The organism is Microbacterium sp. PI-SA-G (genome assembly GCF_057215335.1).
Genome location: NZ_CM170103.1, coordinates 2,969,456 through 2,986,324 on the forward strand (window position 1 = coordinate 2,969,456; position 16,869 = coordinate 2,986,324).

The 16,869-nt window shown below is 69.9% G+C and carries 18 protein-coding genes; 10 read left to right on the top strand and 8 right to left on the bottom strand.

The features are described from left to right. Positions 1 to 59: 59 nt before the first annotated feature. From AC2D10_RS14615 to AC2D10_RS14645, 7 genes are all read right to left on the bottom strand, one after another. A complete protein-coding gene (locus tag AC2D10_RS14615; RefSeq protein WP_484708712.1) occupies positions 60 to 473 on the bottom strand; it encodes a GNAT family N-acetyltransferase in 414 nt (137 codons plus the stop codon). Positions 474 to 563: 90 nt separating this feature from the next. Then, positions 564 to 1,301: a nucleoside/nucleotide kinase family protein gene (locus AC2D10_RS14620; protein WP_484708714.1), complete on the bottom strand. Its 738-nt coding sequence runs from the start codon at positions 1,299 to 1,301 to the stop codon at positions 564 to 566. 23 nt (positions 1,302 to 1,324) lie between these two features. Beyond that, a complete protein-coding gene (locus AC2D10_RS14625) occupies positions 1,325 to 1,756 on the bottom strand; it encodes a MepB family protein (protein ID WP_484708715.1) in 432 nt (143 codons plus the stop codon). A gap of 22 nt (positions 1,757 to 1,778) precedes the next feature. Beyond that, entirely contained in the window at positions 1,779 to 2,207 is a 429-nt protein-coding gene (locus tag AC2D10_RS14630; protein ID WP_484708716.1) for a hypothetical protein, read from the bottom strand. A gap of 44 nt (positions 2,208 to 2,251) precedes the next feature. Beyond that, positions 2,252 to 3,271, bottom strand: coding sequence for a restriction endonuclease subunit R (locus AC2D10_RS14635; protein ID WP_484708717.1), 1,020 nt, complete (start codon positions 3,269 to 3,271; stop codon positions 2,252 to 2,254). A gap of 15 nt (positions 3,272 to 3,286) precedes the next feature. Then, positions 3,287 to 3,697 (bottom strand): hypothetical protein, encoded by a 411-nt coding sequence (locus AC2D10_RS14640; protein ID WP_484708718.1) that lies wholly within the window; start codon positions 3,695 to 3,697, stop codon positions 3,287 to 3,289. A 151-nt stretch (positions 3,698 to 3,848) separates the two neighbouring features. After that, positions 3,849 to 5,114: an ROK family protein gene (locus AC2D10_RS14645; protein ID WP_484708719.1), complete on the bottom strand. Its 1,266-nt coding sequence runs from the start codon at positions 5,112 to 5,114 to the stop codon at positions 3,849 to 3,851. Between the two features lie 112 nt (positions 5,115 to 5,226). Here AC2D10_RS14645 and AC2D10_RS14650 point away from each other — a divergent pair, with 112 nt between their 5' ends. The 10 genes from AC2D10_RS14650 to AC2D10_RS14695 all read left to right on the top strand — a co-directional run bounded on the left by AC2D10_RS14650 (position 5,227) and on the right by AC2D10_RS14695 (position 16,662). Further along, positions 5,227 to 6,267: a Gfo/Idh/MocA family protein gene (locus tag AC2D10_RS14650; protein WP_484708721.1), complete on the top strand. Its 1,041-nt coding sequence runs from the start codon at positions 5,227 to 5,229 to the stop codon at positions 6,265 to 6,267. Continuing rightward, the gene (locus AC2D10_RS14655; protein WP_484708722.1) at positions 6,264 to 7,055 is read left to right on the top strand and encodes a hypothetical protein; all 792 of its coding nucleotides are present in this window, start codon (positions 6,264 to 6,266) and stop codon (positions 7,053 to 7,055) included. The genes AC2D10_RS14650 and AC2D10_RS14655 overlap by 4 nt, the downstream gene beginning before the upstream one ends. 105 nt (positions 7,056 to 7,160) lie before the next feature. Further along, positions 7,161 to 8,180, top strand: coding sequence for a VOC family protein (locus AC2D10_RS14660; protein ID WP_484708723.1), 1,020 nt, complete (start codon positions 7,161 to 7,163; stop codon positions 8,178 to 8,180). An 80-nt stretch (positions 8,181 to 8,260) separates the two neighbouring features. Next, positions 8,261 to 9,232, top strand: a complete 972-nt coding sequence (locus tag AC2D10_RS14665) for a fumarylacetoacetate hydrolase family protein (protein ID WP_484708724.1) — start codon at positions 8,261 to 8,263, stop codon at positions 9,230 to 9,232. Next, positions 9,232 to 10,230 carry a cyclase family protein gene (locus AC2D10_RS14670; RefSeq protein WP_484708725.1) on the top strand — a complete coding sequence of 333 codons (999 nt, stop codon included), beginning with the start codon at positions 9,232 to 9,234 and terminating at the stop codon, positions 10,228 to 10,230. The genes AC2D10_RS14665 and AC2D10_RS14670 overlap by 1 nt, the downstream gene beginning before the upstream one ends. Before the next feature lie 42 nt (positions 10,231 to 10,272). Continuing rightward, positions 10,273 to 11,409 carry an FAD-dependent monooxygenase gene (locus AC2D10_RS14675; protein ID WP_484708726.1) on the top strand — a complete coding sequence of 379 codons (1,137 nt, stop codon included), beginning with the start codon at positions 10,273 to 10,275 and terminating at the stop codon, positions 11,407 to 11,409. Continuing rightward, complete coding sequence (locus AC2D10_RS14680; RefSeq protein ID WP_484708727.1) at positions 11,406 to 12,410, top strand: amidohydrolase family protein; 1,005 nt, start codon at positions 11,406 to 11,408, stop codon at positions 12,408 to 12,410. The genes AC2D10_RS14675 and AC2D10_RS14680 overlap by 4 nt, the downstream gene beginning before the upstream one ends. Continuing rightward, positions 12,407 to 13,384, top strand: a complete 978-nt coding sequence (locus AC2D10_RS14685; protein WP_484708728.1) for a fumarylacetoacetate hydrolase family protein — start codon at positions 12,407 to 12,409, stop codon at positions 13,382 to 13,384. The genes AC2D10_RS14680 and AC2D10_RS14685 overlap by 4 nt, the downstream gene beginning before the upstream one ends. Before the next feature lie 159 nt (positions 13,385 to 13,543). Further along, complete coding sequence (locus AC2D10_RS14690; RefSeq protein WP_484708729.1) at positions 13,544 to 15,034, top strand: MFS transporter; 1,491 nt, start codon at positions 13,544 to 13,546, stop codon at positions 15,032 to 15,034. Positions 15,035 to 15,096: 62 nt separating this feature from the next. Beyond that, positions 15,097 to 16,662 (top strand): GMC oxidoreductase, encoded by a 1,566-nt coding sequence (locus AC2D10_RS14695; protein ID WP_484708731.1) that lies wholly within the window; start codon positions 15,097 to 15,099, stop codon positions 16,660 to 16,662. Positions 16,663 to 16,707: 45 nt separating this feature from the next. Here AC2D10_RS14695 and AC2D10_RS14700 read toward each other — a convergent pair whose 3' ends face one another. Continuing rightward, on the bottom strand, positions 16,708 to 16,848 hold the full coding sequence (locus AC2D10_RS14700) for a hypothetical protein (RefSeq protein WP_484708732.1): 141 nt from the start codon (positions 16,846 to 16,848) through the stop codon (positions 16,708 to 16,710). Positions 16,849 to 16,869: the final 21 nt, after the last annotated feature.

A 16,869-nucleotide genomic window follows, 5' to 3' on the forward strand; every position in this document is an offset into this window, starting at 1 on the left:
CGCGCCACCTACCGACGCTGTTGGCCGACGCAGACGGCCGCGAGGCCGATAGGGGTTCTTCAGATCAGCGTGAGCAACATCGTGTCGGAACCTCCGTTGCGTCCGACGACCTCGAAGCCGGCTCGCTCGTAGATGCGCCGCGCGCTGTTGCCGTCTTCAACGCTGAGGCTGATGCCGATGAGGCCGCGGCTGCGGGCCTGGCTGATCAGCTCCGAAAGCAGTGCGCTACCGCTGCCCTGCCCGCGAGATGCAGCGAGTGTCGTGATGCTGAGTTCAGGCGTGTCCGCGTCGACAAATCCGTATCCCGGGTCGTCGGCGGGGAGGAACACCAGCCAGGCCACGGCTTTGACCACACCTTGGGATTCGTACGCGAGCCCGAAGTCGCGGCCGGATGGAAAGCTCGTGAAGTAGTGCGAGATTTCGGGGGCATCGTCGACGTCTTCGAACGTGAAGCGCGGTTCGTTCCAGTTCATGTTCGCGAGAGTGGCCTCCCGGAGAAACGGCCGGTCGGCTACCGAAAGAGGGCGCATCGTCATAGCGATACCGTATCGAGGCACGCGGTGCTAGGCGTCGGTATCCGAGGCGTCTCGGTGGAGGGTTTCATCGAGGGTCGAGTTGCAGGCGACCCATGTCTGCGCAGAGCTTCGGCGCAGTGTCGGCTGGTCGAGAAGCGTATTGTTCACGATCCACGTCGCCCGTTCGTCAGGTCGAGCTTCGGCAAGATAGAGACGCTGCCCACCGACGTATCTTCGGTTGGAAAGAGCCTCAGGATCGGGGTCATGATCGCCCGCAAACCGAGCATTGCCGCGCGGAACGCTGACCTCGAAGGGCGCATGGACCCAAACCGTTGCATCCCATACCGCGCTGAGTTCCGGGCGCTGGAGAAAGATCCCGTCCACGAGGACGATCCCCCTCGCAGGTACTTCGATCTGCGGAGGGTCGACGGGTTGGTCGCGAGCGACATCCCAGATAGCCGGGGTGATTGAACCGCGAGCTCGGAGAGAGTCCACGACGTAGCTGCGGAAAGCTTCGTACCGGTAGGAACCCTTGTAGAACCCTTCAGGCCCCGAGCCAGCGGCTACTCGCTCTGCTTTCGGTCGGTGGAAACCATCGATGCTGACGCGAACGACAGGCCTTCCTTCGCGTGTGCGAGCGAGGTCCGCGAGTTCCGCAGAGAGATGAGTCTTCCCGGCGCCGTCGAAACCGTCCAGCGCGACGAGGATCCGACTCTTCGGCCGAATGCGCTCGATCTCCTGAAGCAGCCTCGTCAACACCGATGAGCGCGATTCCTCAGACCCCACGATTCAACCTATCCATCCCCAGCTCAGTACTCCCGAAACGCAGACGCCTGAGCACGTTGTGTGGTGGTGGCTTGACGATTCAATCCCGTGCACCAGGTCGGATACACGCGGAACCCCCGTTTGCCCGCTCTGCGTCCGGATGTGATCCCGAGTTCGGCGAGATGTGCGGCGGTGAAGCGAAACACGCCACGCCTTCCCTGCTGCTCCACGAATACGAGGAGACCTGCCGCGGGATCGTCATTGCGGAACGGTGTCGTCGTTCCGTCCACATCGCGCCGCCAGAAGGCCACGAAGGCGCCGGGCTTGGTCGGGGTGTTTCGCGCGGTGCGGATGTGCCACGCCTCCCCGTCGATATGCGCGATCCCTGATTCATAGTCGCTGTTCTGCGCCTCGGCGGTCACCGTGACGGTCGTCCCCACCTCGGCCGCATAGGCCCCCACCGCACTGAACTGCACCCGCCCGCGCTACCCGCCCACGTCATCCTTGGGACTCGAGGGTCGCCCACGCGACGTCGATCACGCAGAGGCCCTCATCGGTCTGGCGGTAGAAGATGTCGCCGGAAAACTCGTCGCCCGGAACCGCGCCCTCGGGAAGGCCTTCGAGGTTGATGTTCCACTGGGGGTCGAGCGGAGCCTGCTCATCCCAGTAGTCCGCGTGGAACCGCTCCGGCTCGCCTGCGGACAGGCCCTGCCAGTCTTCGGCGGCCCCGAAGTCCGCCACCGCGTCGTCGCAGATGAGGTCGGATGCATCGCCCGACGACATGTCCTGAACCAGGCTCTCCGTCGAACGAATCACCGCGGCGCCACCGGGTCCCCAGATCACCGCGTCGACGACGGAGCATCCGCCGAGGGTCACCACGCCCGCCGTCACGATCCCGGCGACAGCGACCAGGCGAAGAGTCCTCATCTCGCGAGGGTACAAGACGCGGGTCCGGCCCGGCGCGCTTTCCGTCAGCGAACGCCAGGGCCAAACACCGTCGCGGCAACCCCGGCGCCCAGCGCATCTCGAGCCAGCGCGAGGTGCGCCCGCGTCATCACGCCCGCGTCGTCGTCGAGCCACTCGAGGCCGCCCCACTCGCTCGTGAACGTGCCCGTGAAGTCGCGCCCCGCCAGCTCGGCGCCGAGGTCGCGGATGGGGGCGGAGACCCGGGAGTCGGTGTCGTCGAGGTCCCAGAACTTGAGGTGGAATGCGCCTGTGAGCGGCAGGACCTCGCGTAGCTCCGCGGCGTCGGATCGCCCGAACCGCACGAGCATGTTCATGTACAGCGTGTGCACCGAGGCGGGCACCGCGCCGGGGCGCAGCAGCGCGACCACGGCGTCGAGCGTGGCGGGATCCTGCCATTCGTGCGTCAGCCGTGCGACGAGCTCGGCGGGCACACCTCCCCGCGACAGCTGCTCCAGGTACGACGGCGGCAGTTCGGGCATGAGCATGCTGATGTCGATCAGCAGCCGCACGTGCGGGTCGTCGATCGCGGCGACGGCGTCGTACTCGGCAGCCTGCGCCGACGGAGTCTGACGGCCCTGGGCCTCTTCGAACAGCACGAGATCGAGGTCGTGCAGGTGGGGGAGCAGCTCCGCGAGAAGGGCGGGCCCCGCCTGCCCGATCGGCAGGCGCACACCGATCGCGCCGAGTCGGTGCGCGGCGCGCAGCTGGGGGAGGAGGAAGGCGAGCCGCTCCGCCTCGGTGCGGCGGCGGGACGGCAGCTCCCAGTCGTCGATACTGGCCCCGACGATGCCGACCCAGCCGCCGGCGGCAGCGAGGGCGTCGCGCAGCGCCTCGGCCTCGGCATCCGTCGGCGCCGGGTACGAGCGCCACAGCTGGCCGAGCTCGACCTCGATGACCGAGGCGATGCCGTCGGCGACGATGCCCGTGGCGATGTCGCAAGCCGCACGCTCCGCGCGGATGACCTCGGAGGTCCAGTTGAACGCGCTCGCGGCGAGGGTCCAGCCGGCGGGAAGGGTGATCGTCATGGTGGTGGCTTCCGATCAGGCTACATCGCGGGACGCGACTGCGGCGGAACGAGGCGCGGTGGCGACGAGGTCGCGTGCGAAGTGAAAGGGAAGGATCAGCGGGCCGTCGGGCCGGACCTGCAGGTACGGGACGGCGAGGCGGAACGAGAGGTCAACCGCATGGATGCCGGCGGCGAGTACTCGGTCGACGTGCAGCGGCAGGCGGTCCTGCACGAACCACCAACCCGTCTCGTGCGACAGATCGGGCAGGGCGATCCGTCGGTCCCCGAGGATCACCGCCGGATTCACGATCTCCTCGTCGTCGATCCGGAGCTCGACGTCGGTCACGGCCGCGAGCGGCAGGGAGCGGATCCACGGCAGAGCGATCCGCAGCGTCACGCCGGTGTCGGTCCGTGCGAGCGCGTCGTCGAAGAGGGCCTCAAGCATCGCGCGCCGTGCGTCCGGGTCGCGGGGCGGTCGTCCACCGGTGCTGCGGTTCGTGCATCGTCTTCGACGCCCTCTCGTTCGACTTCAGATCAGACCATACCGGCTTATGTCTGATTTAGGAAGAAGTGCGGGAAGGCGTGAAGGAGCAGCGTCAGTCGGTCGCGCGGATGCGCGCCACCGTCGGGCGTCCCTCCGCGAACCACCGGGGGAAGGTCTCGTCGAAGAGCTCCTCGCGCGCCAGAGCCGCACCGCCGCGCAGGGGCTCCTTCGGATCGTTCTGCGAGTTGACGATCGACAGGTCGCGGGTGGCCAGGGGGAGCGACAACTCGTACACCCGCTGTCGCACCTCTGCGAGAAACAGCTCGCCTGCCGCCGCCACGGCGCCGCCGATGACGATGACGGCGGGGTTGAACACGTTGACGAGCGTGGCGATGGACTCACCCGCCACGCGCGCCGACCTCTGGATCAGCGAGATCGCGAGGGCGTCGCCGTCCTTCGCCGCGCGCGAGATGGCCTCGGGCGTCACCGATTCGCCCGCGGCGACCTGCTGCGCGAGGAAGCCCGATGCCCCGTCGGCGATGGCCCGTTCGGCATCGCGCACCAGCGCCCATCCACCGGCCACGGCCTCGAGGCAGCCGATCTTGCCGCAGCGGCAGGGCTCGTCCGAATCGCGTACCCGCACGTGTCCGATGTCGCCGGCGCCGCCATTGGCCCCACGGTGCACGCGCCCACGCGAGAGCAGGCCGGCCCCGACGCCCGAGCCGATCTTGCAGTAGATGAGGTCGATCTCGACGTTCGCACGGTGTTCGCGCTCGCTGAACGCGAGGATGTTCACGTCGTTGTCGACCCACGTCGGGGCGTCGAAGCGCTCCTCGAAACGGGCGCGGATGTCGTATCCGTCCCAGCCGGGCATGATGGGCGGCGCGACGGGGCGGCCCGAGGCGAAGTCGACGGGGCCGGGCACGCCGACCGTGATGGCCCAGACCGGGGTGTCGGTGTCGTTCGCGAGCAGCCCGTCGATCATCGACATCGCCTCATCGAGGGTCTTCTCGGGGCCGGTCGCGATGTCCCACGCGCGGTGCGAGTCGTCGAGGACCACCCCATCGAGATCGGCGATGCCCACGTGGATGTGCAGGGCGCCGAGCGCGCAGACGATCACCCGGCCGCGTTCGGCGCGGAATCGCAGGGTGCGCGGCGCTCGGCCGCCCGACGACGGCGCGAACTCGCCGTCCTGCAGGAACCCGACCTCGATCGCGTGATCGACGCGCTGAGTCACCACGCCGCGGCCGAGACCCGTGAGCCGACCGATCTCGGGGCGAGTGGTCGCCTCGCCCGTCCGCACCAGATTGACGATGCGCAGAAGACTCGTCATCTCGTCGGTCTGCGCGCCGAAACGGAGGGTGGACTCACTGGCCATATCTGATCTTCACACGGCCCCGCGGGTTTCCGCGTTCATCGCGCCGTCTATTGTCGCCGACGAAAGCACTTAGGTATGGTTTGAGCAAAAGTCACGACGAGGGGCGAAGCGCATGATGTACGGGGTCGGAGTCATCGGCGCGGGACCGGGGGTGTCAGCGCTGCATCTGCCCACGCTCGATCGCCTCCCGGAGCTGTTCCGGGTCGTGCACGTGGCCGACGGGGGGAGCGGTCGGGCGTCTGCGCTCGCCGCGCGGTCCGCCGCGAGCAGTTCGTCCGGTGTGGACGAACTGCTCGCGGATGCCCAGGTCGACATCGTCGCGATCTGCTCGCCGCCCGCCCAGCACGCCGGCCAGATCCTGGCCGCGGTCGCCGCCGGCGTTCGCACCATCCTGTGCGAGAAGCCGATCGCGCTCACCCACGACGACGCCGACGCGGTGATCGAGGCGTGTCGACGCGCGGGCACCGCTCTCGTGGTCGGCACGAACCATCTGTTCGACCCGGCGTGGGGGCGCGCGCGGCACCACATCGCCGCTGAGCGGGCACCGGTTCGGGCTGTGTCGATCACAGTCTCGCTTCCTCCGAACGGGCGGTATCACGACGTCGTCACCGAGTCGCTGCCGGGGGCGGCGCCCGCACGTCCGGCCCCGGACTGGAGCGATCCCGACGTCTGTGCCGGAGTCGTGCGGCAGCTGCTTCTCGGCCTCGGCATCCACGATCTGCCGCTGCTGCGCGACCTCGCCCCGCGGCTCGACCGCGTGGTGTTCGCCCGCCCGGTCGCTCCCATCGGCTACTGCGTCGGCTTCCTCGCAGGCGGCGTGTTCGTGCGCCTCACGGCTGTCATGGTGCCGTCGGGGGCTGAGGCGCTGTGGCGATTCGCCGTGTCGACCGCGCGCGACCTCATCGACATCGAGTTCCCGCCGGCATTCGTGCACGACGGCAGTGCGCGCGCCCGCGTGCGCCACGTCGACGGCCGGGTGTCGGAGTACCCACCCCTGCCCGACGACGGGTACGTCGCAGAGTGGAGGGCGGTCGCGGCACTCGTCGACGGCGCCGAGGCCGTCGAGTACGACGAGATGCTGGCCGACGCGCACTATGCGATCGAGTTGGCGGATGCTGCGGCCGAGGCCGTACGCGAGGGGATGCGGTCATGATCGGCGTGCACGCGACCCTGCCGCGCTACCGCACGGCGACGGCCGAGCTGCCGCTGAGCACGTGCACGGTCGAGGCGGCGACCGGAGCGATCGTTGTCGTCGACGGCTCGCGCGGCTGGCCGGAGCGCTGCCGGCGAGCCCTGCAGGCGGGGGCGGTCGCCCTCGTGGTCGCTGATCCGACGACCGTCGACGATGCCTCACTCGCCGCGCTCAACCAGGCGACAGGTCGGATTCCGATCCTGCTCGACCGGCCCCGGCTGCGACCCGACCTCGTCGCGGATGCCGTTTCCGAAACCTCCGTGTCCGAAAAGAATGGGCACCACCCCGCGCGGCACGTGACGGCGGATGCGGTGGCCCCAGCATCCGAACTGCCCGACGTGCTGCGTGACGCCATCGGCTGGCTCCGCCTCCTCGCCGGGGGTGACCTCGAGCTGCGCGCCGCAGCGAGCTCTGCCTACGGCATGCTCGCCCTGCTCGAGGAGCCGGTCAGCACGCGCGCGGCGTCGGTGACGGCATCCGTCCTGATCGGCAGCGGGGGTGCTCGACTGCGCGCGCTGGCAGTCGGCGAATCGCGCGTCGAGGTCGAACTCGATGCGGCCAGCGACGTCGCGACCGTCGAGATCGCAACGGGCGACGGTGTGCTGCGCCGACCTCGACGGCGCGAATCGTCGGAGCGTCAGGCGCTGCGCCGGGCGCTCGCCGCGCTCGCTGCGCCGACGCCGCCGACGGACCTGCGGGACTTCCGGCACGACGCCGCGCTCGCGGCTGGCGTGACCGCGGCGGGATAAACGAGGCTGATCCCGCGCATAGCCACATCGGGATTCCTGAATAGTCAGCATCCGACGAAAGTAGAGCGCGGGGCAGGTCCCAGAGCCCCCACGAAAGGATCGAAGATGATCAAGCTGCTCTCCCACCTCTCTTACGTGGCGATCACCACCCCCGACGTCGAAGCGTCGGTGAAGTTCTACGAGGACCAGGTCGGACTGACCGTCGTGGACCGTGTGGACGGTGCCGTGTACCTGCGCTGCTGGGGCGATTACTACGCGTACTCGCTCGTGGTCGTGCCGGGCGACGAGCCCTCGCTGGCCACGATGGCCTGGCGCACCTCGAGTGCCGAGGCCCTCGACGAGGCCGCGAAGCGCATCGAAGCCGCCGGCATCGACGGCGAATGGCTCGACGACGTGCCCCACATCGGCCGTGCGTTCCGTTTCACGGGCCCCTGGGGTCACTCGATGACTCTGCACTGGGACGTCACGCGTCACCAGGCCGCCGGGTCCACCGCATCGATCTACCCCGACCGCCCCGAGAAGCGCTCGAAGGTCGCCGGTGCTCCGCGTCAGCTCGACCACGTGACGATCGCGACCAGCAGCGTCGACGACTTCGCCGCCTGGTACAACGAGGTCCTCGGCTTCCGCATCATGGCGAAGACCATCCTCGACGAGGCGCCGATCTCGGTGTTCTCGGTGCTCACCACCAACGAGAAGTCGCACGACCTCGGCGTCGTGCTCGACGGCTCGACCCGGGCCGGACGCATCAACCACTACGCGTTCTGGGTTGACACCCGCGAAGAGCTGCTGATCGCCGCCGACACGCTCATGGAGAACGGCATCCCGATCGAATACGGCCCCAACATCCACGGCATCGGCGAGCAGACCTTCCTCTACTACCGCGAGCCGTCGAGCCTGCGCATCGAGCTCAACACCGGCGGATACCGCAATTACGTGCCCGACTGGGAGCCCAACACGTGGAAGCCCTCGCTCGGCTCGAACAACTTCTATCGCAACGGCGCCATGCCGATGTCGATGACGGAGTCGTTCCCCGCAGCCGACGGCCCGAGCGCGACCGAGGAGGGCGTGCCCGACGAGATCAAGGACGCGCTCTTCAACCCCTACGCCAAGCACGGCCAGGGCTGAGCGCTCCGCCGGGGCGGACGCCGCCGTCCGCCCCGGCACCCTCCGCGACGCCATACTGAACGACAGAGGATCGACCGACGATGACGACGACAGCCCCCGACGCCCCCTTCGCCCTGGCACGCTACCGCGAGGACGGGCGCGCGCGCCTGGGTCTCGCGGCGGGCGACCGCATCCGCCCCCTCTCGCCCGAGGATCTCGGCGCCGACGGGCTCAACGCCTTCCTCGCCGCCCCCGACTGGGACCGCCTGCAGGCGCTCGTCGATGCGGACGGCCCCTGGGTCCCGCTCGCCGACGTCACCCTCACCGCGCCGGTCGAGCCGCGCCAGGTGCTGCAGACCGGCGCCAACTACCGCGAGCACGTGATCGAGCTGGTCGCTGCGGGGCTCACGCAGAACACTGAGCGCACCCCCGACGAGGCCCGCGCCTTCGCCGCGAAGATGATGGACGACCGCAAGGCCAACGGCGAGCCCTACTTCTTCATCGGGCTGCCGGCCGCGGTGGTCGGCCCCGACGTGCCGCTCGTGCTGCCCGCCTACAGCGAGGTGCACGACTGGGAGCTCGAGCTCGCCCTCGTCATCGGCAGGGAAGCGTTCCAGGTGTCCCGCGAGGACGCGTGGGATCACATCGCCGGATACACGATCGTGAACGACGTCACCACCCGCGACCTCGTGTTCCGCAAGGACATGAAGGAGATCGGCACCGACTGGTACCGCGCGAAGAACGCTCCGGGGTTCCTGCCGGCGGGTCCCTTCCTCGTTCCCGCCCCGTTCGTCTCGCCGAGTGACGCATCCGTGCGCCTCGACCTCAACGGGCAGACGATGCAGGATGCCTCGACCAGCGACCTGCTCTTCGACATCCCCGCGCTGCTGTCGGGCGCATCGCAGACCCACCCGCTGTACCCGGGCGACCTGCTGCTCACCGGCAGTCCCGCCGGCAACGGCCAGCACTGGAAGCGTTTCCTGCGCGACGGTGACGTCATGACCGGCACGATCGCCAACCTGGGCACGCAGGTCGTGCGCTGCGTGGCGCCGAGCACCGGCGCGGAGTCCTGATGTCGGCGCCGTCCGAGAACCCCGCAGACCTCGACCGCCACGACCCCGAGGCCGAGATCGTCGCGCGCGCCACCGCCTACCGCAACTGGGGGCGCTGGGGCGACGACGACGTGCTGGGCACGCTCAACTTCATCGACGCCGCGAAGCGCATGCAGGCGGCGTCGCTGGTGTCGTCGGGTCGCGTCATCTCGCTCTCGCAGCGCTTCGACACCGACGGGCCGCAGAAGGGGTGGCGCCGCCGCACCAACCCCGTGCACACGATGACCGACACCGGGGTCGACGCCGAGCGCGGCAACCAGGGCTTCCCGCACGGCATCGGCGGTGCCGACGACGTGATCGCGATGCCGCTGCAGTGCTCCACGCAGTGGGACGGCCTCGGCCACATCTTCGACCACGGCAATGCCTGGAACGGGCGACGGGCGGGCAACGTCGTCACGAGCGAGGGCGACCTGGTGACCGGCATCGAGCACGCGGCAGCCGTCATCGTCTCGCGCGGAGTGCTGCTCGACGTCGGCCGTCACCTCGCACCCGAGACGGGTGAGCTCCCCGACGGGCACGCGGTCACCGTGGCCGACCTCGAAGCCACCATCGCAGCGCAGGGCGCGTCGAGCGCCGTCGGCCGCGGCGACATCGTGGTCGTGCGCACAGGGCAGTACGCGCGCACCCGGCGCGACGGGTGGGGCGAATACGCGGGCGGACCCGCGCCCGGACTCTCGCTCACGACCGCGGGGTGGCTGCACCGCACCGAGATCGCCGCGATCGCGACCGACACCTGGGGCTTCGAGGTGCGTCCCAACGAGTTCGACGTGCCCGCATTCCAGCCGCTGCATCAGGTCGTCATCCCGAACCTCGGCCTGACGATCGGTGAGATGTGGAACCTCGACGAGCTCGCCGAGGCCTGCGCGGAGCGCGGACGGTGGGACTTCCTGCTGTCGGCGCCGCCGCTGCCGATCACCGGAGCCGTCGGCTCGCCGGTCAACCCCGTCGCCATCCTCTAGACCCGCATCACATCGCTCACTCAGAACAGGGAGGTTCTGCTCATGACCGCAGTCCGAAAGGTCGCGATCGCCGGCACCGGCGTCGCCGGACTCGCCACCGCCATCCAGCTCGCCAAGGCCGGGGTGGCGGTCGATGTCTTCGAGGCGAAGGCCGAGCCCTCCATGCTCGGCTCGGGCATCTCACTGCAGGGCAACGCTCTGCGGGTCTTCGACGCCCTCGGCGCGTGGGAGGACATCCGCGCCGCCGGCTACCCGTTCGAGGGGCTCACGCTGCGGGCGCCCGGCCCCGGTGCGCCGGTGGTCGCGGCTCTGCCCGACGTGAAGACCGGCGGCCCGGACTATCCGGCCGCCATGGGGATGCCGCGCGCCGACCTCACACGCATCCTGCTCGACCACGCCAGGGCGGCCGGGGCGAGCATCCGCTTCGGTGCGAAGGTGACCGGCGTCGACGCGCGGGGAGCCGAGTCGGTCGAGGTGCACGTGAACGGCGAGTCAGCGGGGGAGTACGACCTGCTGGTCGGTGCCGACGGGCTGAACTCCGCCGTCCGTGCCCTGGCCGGGATCGAGACGAAGCCCCAGCCGACCGGCATGGGCATCTGGCGCGCGTTCGTGTCGCGTCCGGCCGAGGTCGAGCGCTCCGAGCTCTACTACGGCGGACCGGTGTACATCGCGGGCTACACGCCCACCGGCGAAGACACGATGTACGCGTTCCTCGTGGAGGACGCGCAGGACCGCGTCGGGGTCACCGACGAGGAGGCCGCGCGCATCATGCTCGAGGCATCGCGGGGGTACGAGGGCCCGTGGGCCTCGATCCGCGCCGACCTCGAAGCCGGCGCTCCCGCCAACTACACCTGGTTCACCCAGCACGTGGTGCCGGCGCCGTGGAACCGTGGCCGCATCGTGGTGATCGGCGACGCCGCGCACTCCTGCCCTCCCACCATCGCCCAGGGCGCGGCGCAGGGGCTCGAGGACGCGTTCGTCCTCACCGAGCTGCTGACCACGCGGGATGCCGTGGACGAGGCGCTCTTCGATGAGTTCCACGCCCGACGCGTGCCGCGAGCGCAGGCGGTGGTCGACGCCTCGGTGCAGCTCGGCCAGTGGCAGCTCGACCACGACCGCGACGCCGATGCCGGCGGGCTGATCTTCCGCATCGCGCAGCAGATGGCGACGCCGGCATGATCACCGATGTCCACGCGCACGTCCTGCTGCCCTCGCTGCAGGCCGAGATCGAGCGACGTGTGCCCGACCTCGTCCGCGAGGCCGCCGCGCTCGAACTCACGCGCAACGGGGCCGAGAGCCTCGCGGTGTCCGGGCCCATGGTCGGCTCGCGCATTCCGAAACTCACCTCGGTGGCGCAGCGGCTGTCCGACATGGACGCACAGGGCGTCGACGTGCAGTGGGTCAGCGCCTCGCCGAACCATTTCTCTCCGTGGGCTCCGGAGGGACTGGCCGTCTGGGCCGCGAACGAGGCCAACCGTCTGGTGGCCGAGCACGTGGCGCAGGCGCCGGAGCGACTCATCGGCCTCGGGCTGGTGCCGCTGCAGCATCCGGAGCGCATCGTCGAATGCCTCGATGACGCGGTGCTCGGTCGCGGACTCGCGGGCGTCGAGATCTCGTCGTTCGCCGGCGACGTCGAGCTCTCTGACGAGCGGCTGGAGCCGTTCTGGGCGCGGGCGGCCGAGCTGGGCGCCGTGATCTTCCTGCACCCGTTCGGCTGCAGCCTCGACGAGCGGCTCGACCGGTTCTACCTTTCGAACACGGTCGGGCAGCCGGTCGAGAACGCCGTCGCGCTGTCGCACCTGATCTTCGCGGGGGTGCTCGATCGGCATCCTGCACTGAAGATCGTCGCAGCGCACGGCGGCGGCTACCTGCCCTTCGCGATCGGTCGCTCCGACCACGCCTGGCGGGTGCGCCCCGAGGCGCAGCGGTGCGCGCACGCCCCGTCGACCTACCTGTCGAAGATCTGGTTCGACACCGTCGTGCACGATCCGGAGGCGCTGCAGCGACTCGTCGCGGTCGCGGGTGAGTCCCGCGTGCTGCTCGGCAGCGACTACCCGTTCGACATGGGGCTCGACAGCCCGGTCGAGGTCGTGCGCGACGCCGGGCTGGCCCCGGATATCACCGAACGGATCCTCAGCACGAACGCGGCGAGCCTGCTCGAACACCGGGTGCGCGCATGAGGATCGCACGCTGGCGCGCGGGGGAGCAGGTGGGCGAGGGGTTCGTGGAGGGCGACCGCGTGCTCGCCTTCCCCCGCGGGCTGGGGGTGGCCGACGTGCTCGCTGCAGGACTGGATGCCGCGCACGCGCTGCATGACGAGATGCGCGGATCCGCGGGTCGGCCTCTCGCCGAGGTCACGCTGCTCGCGCCGCTCGTGCCCGCCTCGGTCCGTGACTTCGTGGCGTTCGAGGAGCACGTCGAGGGCGTGAGCGCAGGCGTCGAAGGCACCAGCCACGTCGCGCCGGAGTGGTACGACGCCCCGACGTTCTACTTCGCCAACCCGCACACCGTTCTCGGACCCCACGACGTGATGCATCCGCCCGTGACCGCACGCCTCGACTTCGAGCTGGAGCTCGCGGTCGTGATCGGCGGTGCCCCGGGCGTCGGCGAGTCGAACCTCGACCCGGAGGCGGCGGCATCCGTCATCTTCGGCTACACGATCATGAACGACTGGTCGGCGCGCGATCTGCAGGCACGCGAGATGAAGGTGCGTCTGGGGCCCGCGAAGGGCAAGGACTTCGGCACGAGCCTCGGCCCGTGGATCGTCACCGCCGACGAGCTCGCACCCTTCCTCGATGACGACGGCTTCCTCGCCGTCCGTGCCGAGGTCTTCGTCAACGGCGAGCTGATCGGCGAGGACCTGGTCTCGAACGCCGGGTGGCCGTTCCCCGAGTTCGTCGCCTACGCGTCGCGGAACTCCCGGGTCGTGCCGGGCGATGTGCTCGGCAGTGGCACGGTCGGCAACGGTGGATGCCTCGGCGAGCTGTGGGGGCGCAACGGCGGACTCACACCGCCTCCGCTCGCCGAGGGCGACGAGGTGCGCATGGTGGTCGAGGGCGTCGGCGAGCTCGTCGGACGCGTGGGGAGCGCCGTCGCGGCACCCGTGCTGCCCCGGGCCCGGGAGCGCTCGCGGGCGCGACGCCGCTCGCTCTGAGCCCGCTCGCTTGACGAAACCGCTCTTTAGTTGAAAATCGACAAAAGTACGGGTATGATCGAGATGGCGCCGGGGTTCCTCGAACCCGTTCCCGCTCGTGACGTTGCGAGCGGGGCACACGAAGTCGCGTCGACTGCCCGATCGATCGGGCCATCGGTCATGCCCCCACTCTCGACGCTGCGATTGCGTCTGCTCGTCGTCTCCCTGCTCACCGTGTCGTTCCTCGGCGCCCTCGACCACACCATCGTCTCGACCTCGCTCGCCACCGTCGCGGGAGAGCTCGGCGCCCTCGAGCACATGGGCTGGGTGGTCGTGGGCTACACCCTGGCCAGCACGGTGCTGCTCCCCGTCATCGGAAAACTCGGCGATGTGGTGGGACCGCGCGCGGTGTTCCTCACCTCTCTCGTGGTCTTCCTCATCGCCTCACTCGCCTGCGGATTCGCGCAGAGCATGCCGTGGCTGATCGTCGCCCGCGTGCTGCAGGGCATGAGCTCAGCCGGACTGCAGCTGATGTCGCAGACGATCATCGCCCAGGTCACCTCGCCCCGCGAGCGGCCGAAGTACATGGCGATCATCGGCGCCGCCTTCCCGATCGCGATCCTCATCGGTCCGGTGGTCGGCGGTCTGATCACCGACTTCTGGGGCTGGCAGTGGGTCTTCTGGGTGAACATCCCCGTCGGCCTCGCCGCTCTCGCACTCGCGATCGTCGCGGTGCCGCGCATCGCGCCGGGCGTGCTGCGCCGCTTCGACGTCGCGGGTGCCATGGCGTTCACGGCGGCGCTGGTCGCCCTCGTGCTCGCCGTCTCGTGGATGGCCAACCCTGAGCTGCGCACCGCGACCGTCGTCGCCTTCGTCGCCGCGCTGATCTCGTTCGGTGCCTTCCTGCTCGCCGAGATGCGCGCCGAGGAGCCGATCGTGCCGCTGCGGTTCTTCGCGAACCGCACGATCGCGGTCGGCACAGCCCTGTCGGCCATCATCGGCGTCGGCTTGTTCTCGATCACGGCGTACCTGCCGACCTACGTGCAGATGGCGTATCAGACCACCGCGACGGTATCTGGTCTCGTGCCCATCGCAACGGTCTTCGGGATGCTGCTGAGCAACCTCGGCACCGGCTTCCTCGCCAGCCGCACCGGTCACTACCGCGTCTACCCGATCATCGGCACGGCGCTGGGCGCTGCGGGGCTGGCCGTGATGGCAGCGCTGCCGGTCGGGCTGCCGCTGTGGGTGCCGATGATCGTCATGTTCATCGTGGGCATCGGCACCGGCGCGTTCATGAGCCTCATCGTCGCGGTCGTGCAGAGCGCCGCACCGCGGTCGGCGACCGGCGCTATCACCGCCACCGTCAACATCGTGCGCCAGGTCGGAGCGACCGTCACCACGGCCGTCATCGGCGGCGTGATCGGCTTCGGCGTCGCGGCTCTGCTGCCGGCGGGGCTCGATGCCACGGCGCTGACGCCTCAACTCGTGCAGGCTTCGGACGCTGCCGTGCAGACCCAGGTCGCCGAGATCTACCGCGACGTCTTCGCTCCGGTGTTCGCCGCCCTCGCGATCGCCTACGCCGTCGGCTTCGTCATCGCGCTCCTCATGCCCGCCGGCCGCCTGGCCGACGAGCACGAACCGGTCACCGCCGCAGAACCCGCTGTCGCCTGAGTCCAGAACCGCCCGCAACCGCCACCGCCTGAATCCGCACCGCCTGAACCCGGGAGAAGATCATGTCCCAGCACCCCACCGTCGCGATCGTCGGCAGCGGTCCCATCGGCGCCGCCTATGCCCGCACGATCCTGCAGAGCCATCCGACCGCTCGGGTCGTGATGTTCGAAGCCGGTCCGCAGATCACCGAGCGCCCGGGAGCCAGCGTCCGCAACATCGCCGATCCCGACGAGAAGGCCCGGGCACGCGAGCGGGCACAGGGGCCGCAGGCCGGTGCCTTCCGCGAGTCGCTCGGCATTCCGGCAGGGGCGGTCGTGGAGGGCATGTTCACCGCACGGCAGGGGACGCATCTGCTCGACTTCGGCGGCGAGGGCTCGGCCCATGCGCCGACCTTCCCGGCTGCGGCTGCGGCGACCAACGTCGGGGGTCAGGGCTCGCACTGGACGTGCGCGATCCCGCGCCCGGCGTTCAGCGAGAAGCTGCCATTCATCGCCGACGACGAGTGGGAGGAGCTGATCACGACGGCGGAGGGACTGCTGCACCATCAGGCCGCGGCCTTCGCTGACTCGCCGATCGGCGGGGCCATCCGCTCGCTCCTCGAGCGCGAGTTCGCCGACGAGCTCCCCGAGGGATACGGCGTCAGCACCCTGCCGGTCGCCGGTGACCCGCAGCCCGACGGGTCGATGGTGTGGGCCGGGGCCGACATGGTGCTCGGACCGCTGATCGACGACGGCACCGACGAGAGCGCCCGGTTCGAGCTGCGCGATCTCTCCTTCGTGCGCCGGGTGGAGCACGAGGGTGGGCGCGCGACCGGAGTCACGGTCGAAGACCTCCGCACGAAGCAGACCTCGGTCGTGCCCGCCGATCTCGTCATCGTCGCCGCCGACGCCTTCCGGTCCCCGCAGCTGCTGTGGGCCTCCGGCATCCGCCCCGCCGCCCTCGGCCGCTACCTCACCGAGCACCATGTGGTGATCTCGACCGTCTCGCTCGACGGCGACCGCATGGCCGCGCTCGTCACCGACGAGGAGCTGCAGGGCGAACTCGCGCGTCGCGCGAAGCACGCCGCCGACCCCGTCGCCGCGGTGAACCGCATCCCGTTCTCCGAGCCCGACCACCCGTTCTCGGCGCAGGTCATGTACGCCGAGAACCCGCCGTTCCCCCTCGACCCGGCGCACCCCCACGCGGGCAACCGCTGGGGCTACGTCAACATGGGCTATGGCGTGCGCAAGCATCCGCGGGTCGAAGACGGAGTGCGCTTCGACGACGACGAACTCGACTATCGCGGACTCCCGAACATGACCATCGAGTATGCGTTGACCGAGGTCGAGGAGGCCGAGATCGCGGATGCCACGGCGCACCTCCGTCGCGCCGGAGCAGCGCTGGGCACGTTCATCGCCGAGCCGCGGCTGCTGCCGAACGGGTCGAGCCTGCACTACATGGGCACCATGCGCGCCGGTGTCGAGGATGACGGCACGTCGGTCGCCGACCCCTACTCGCGCGTGTGGGGCTTCGAGAACCTGCTGGTGGGTGGCAACGGGCTGATCCCCACCGCGAACACGATGAATCCGACACTCACGAGCGTGGCCATCGCGGTCCGCGGTGCGCGCGCGGCGGCCGCAGCGCTCTGAGGTGGGGGCGCAATCACCCCACCGCTCAGAGCGACAGCCGCCGGGTCACGACCTGCTCGGCGATGTCGTGCAGGCGGGTGCGTCCATGGTGTCGATCACGTCGTAGCTCGGGTCCAGTGCGTCCGCCAGGCGGGCGAACGCGGCGGGCAGCTCGTCGCCGCCCGCCGCGTTTCGATCGTCAGTCATTCCGGCCCTTTCGGTCAGTGC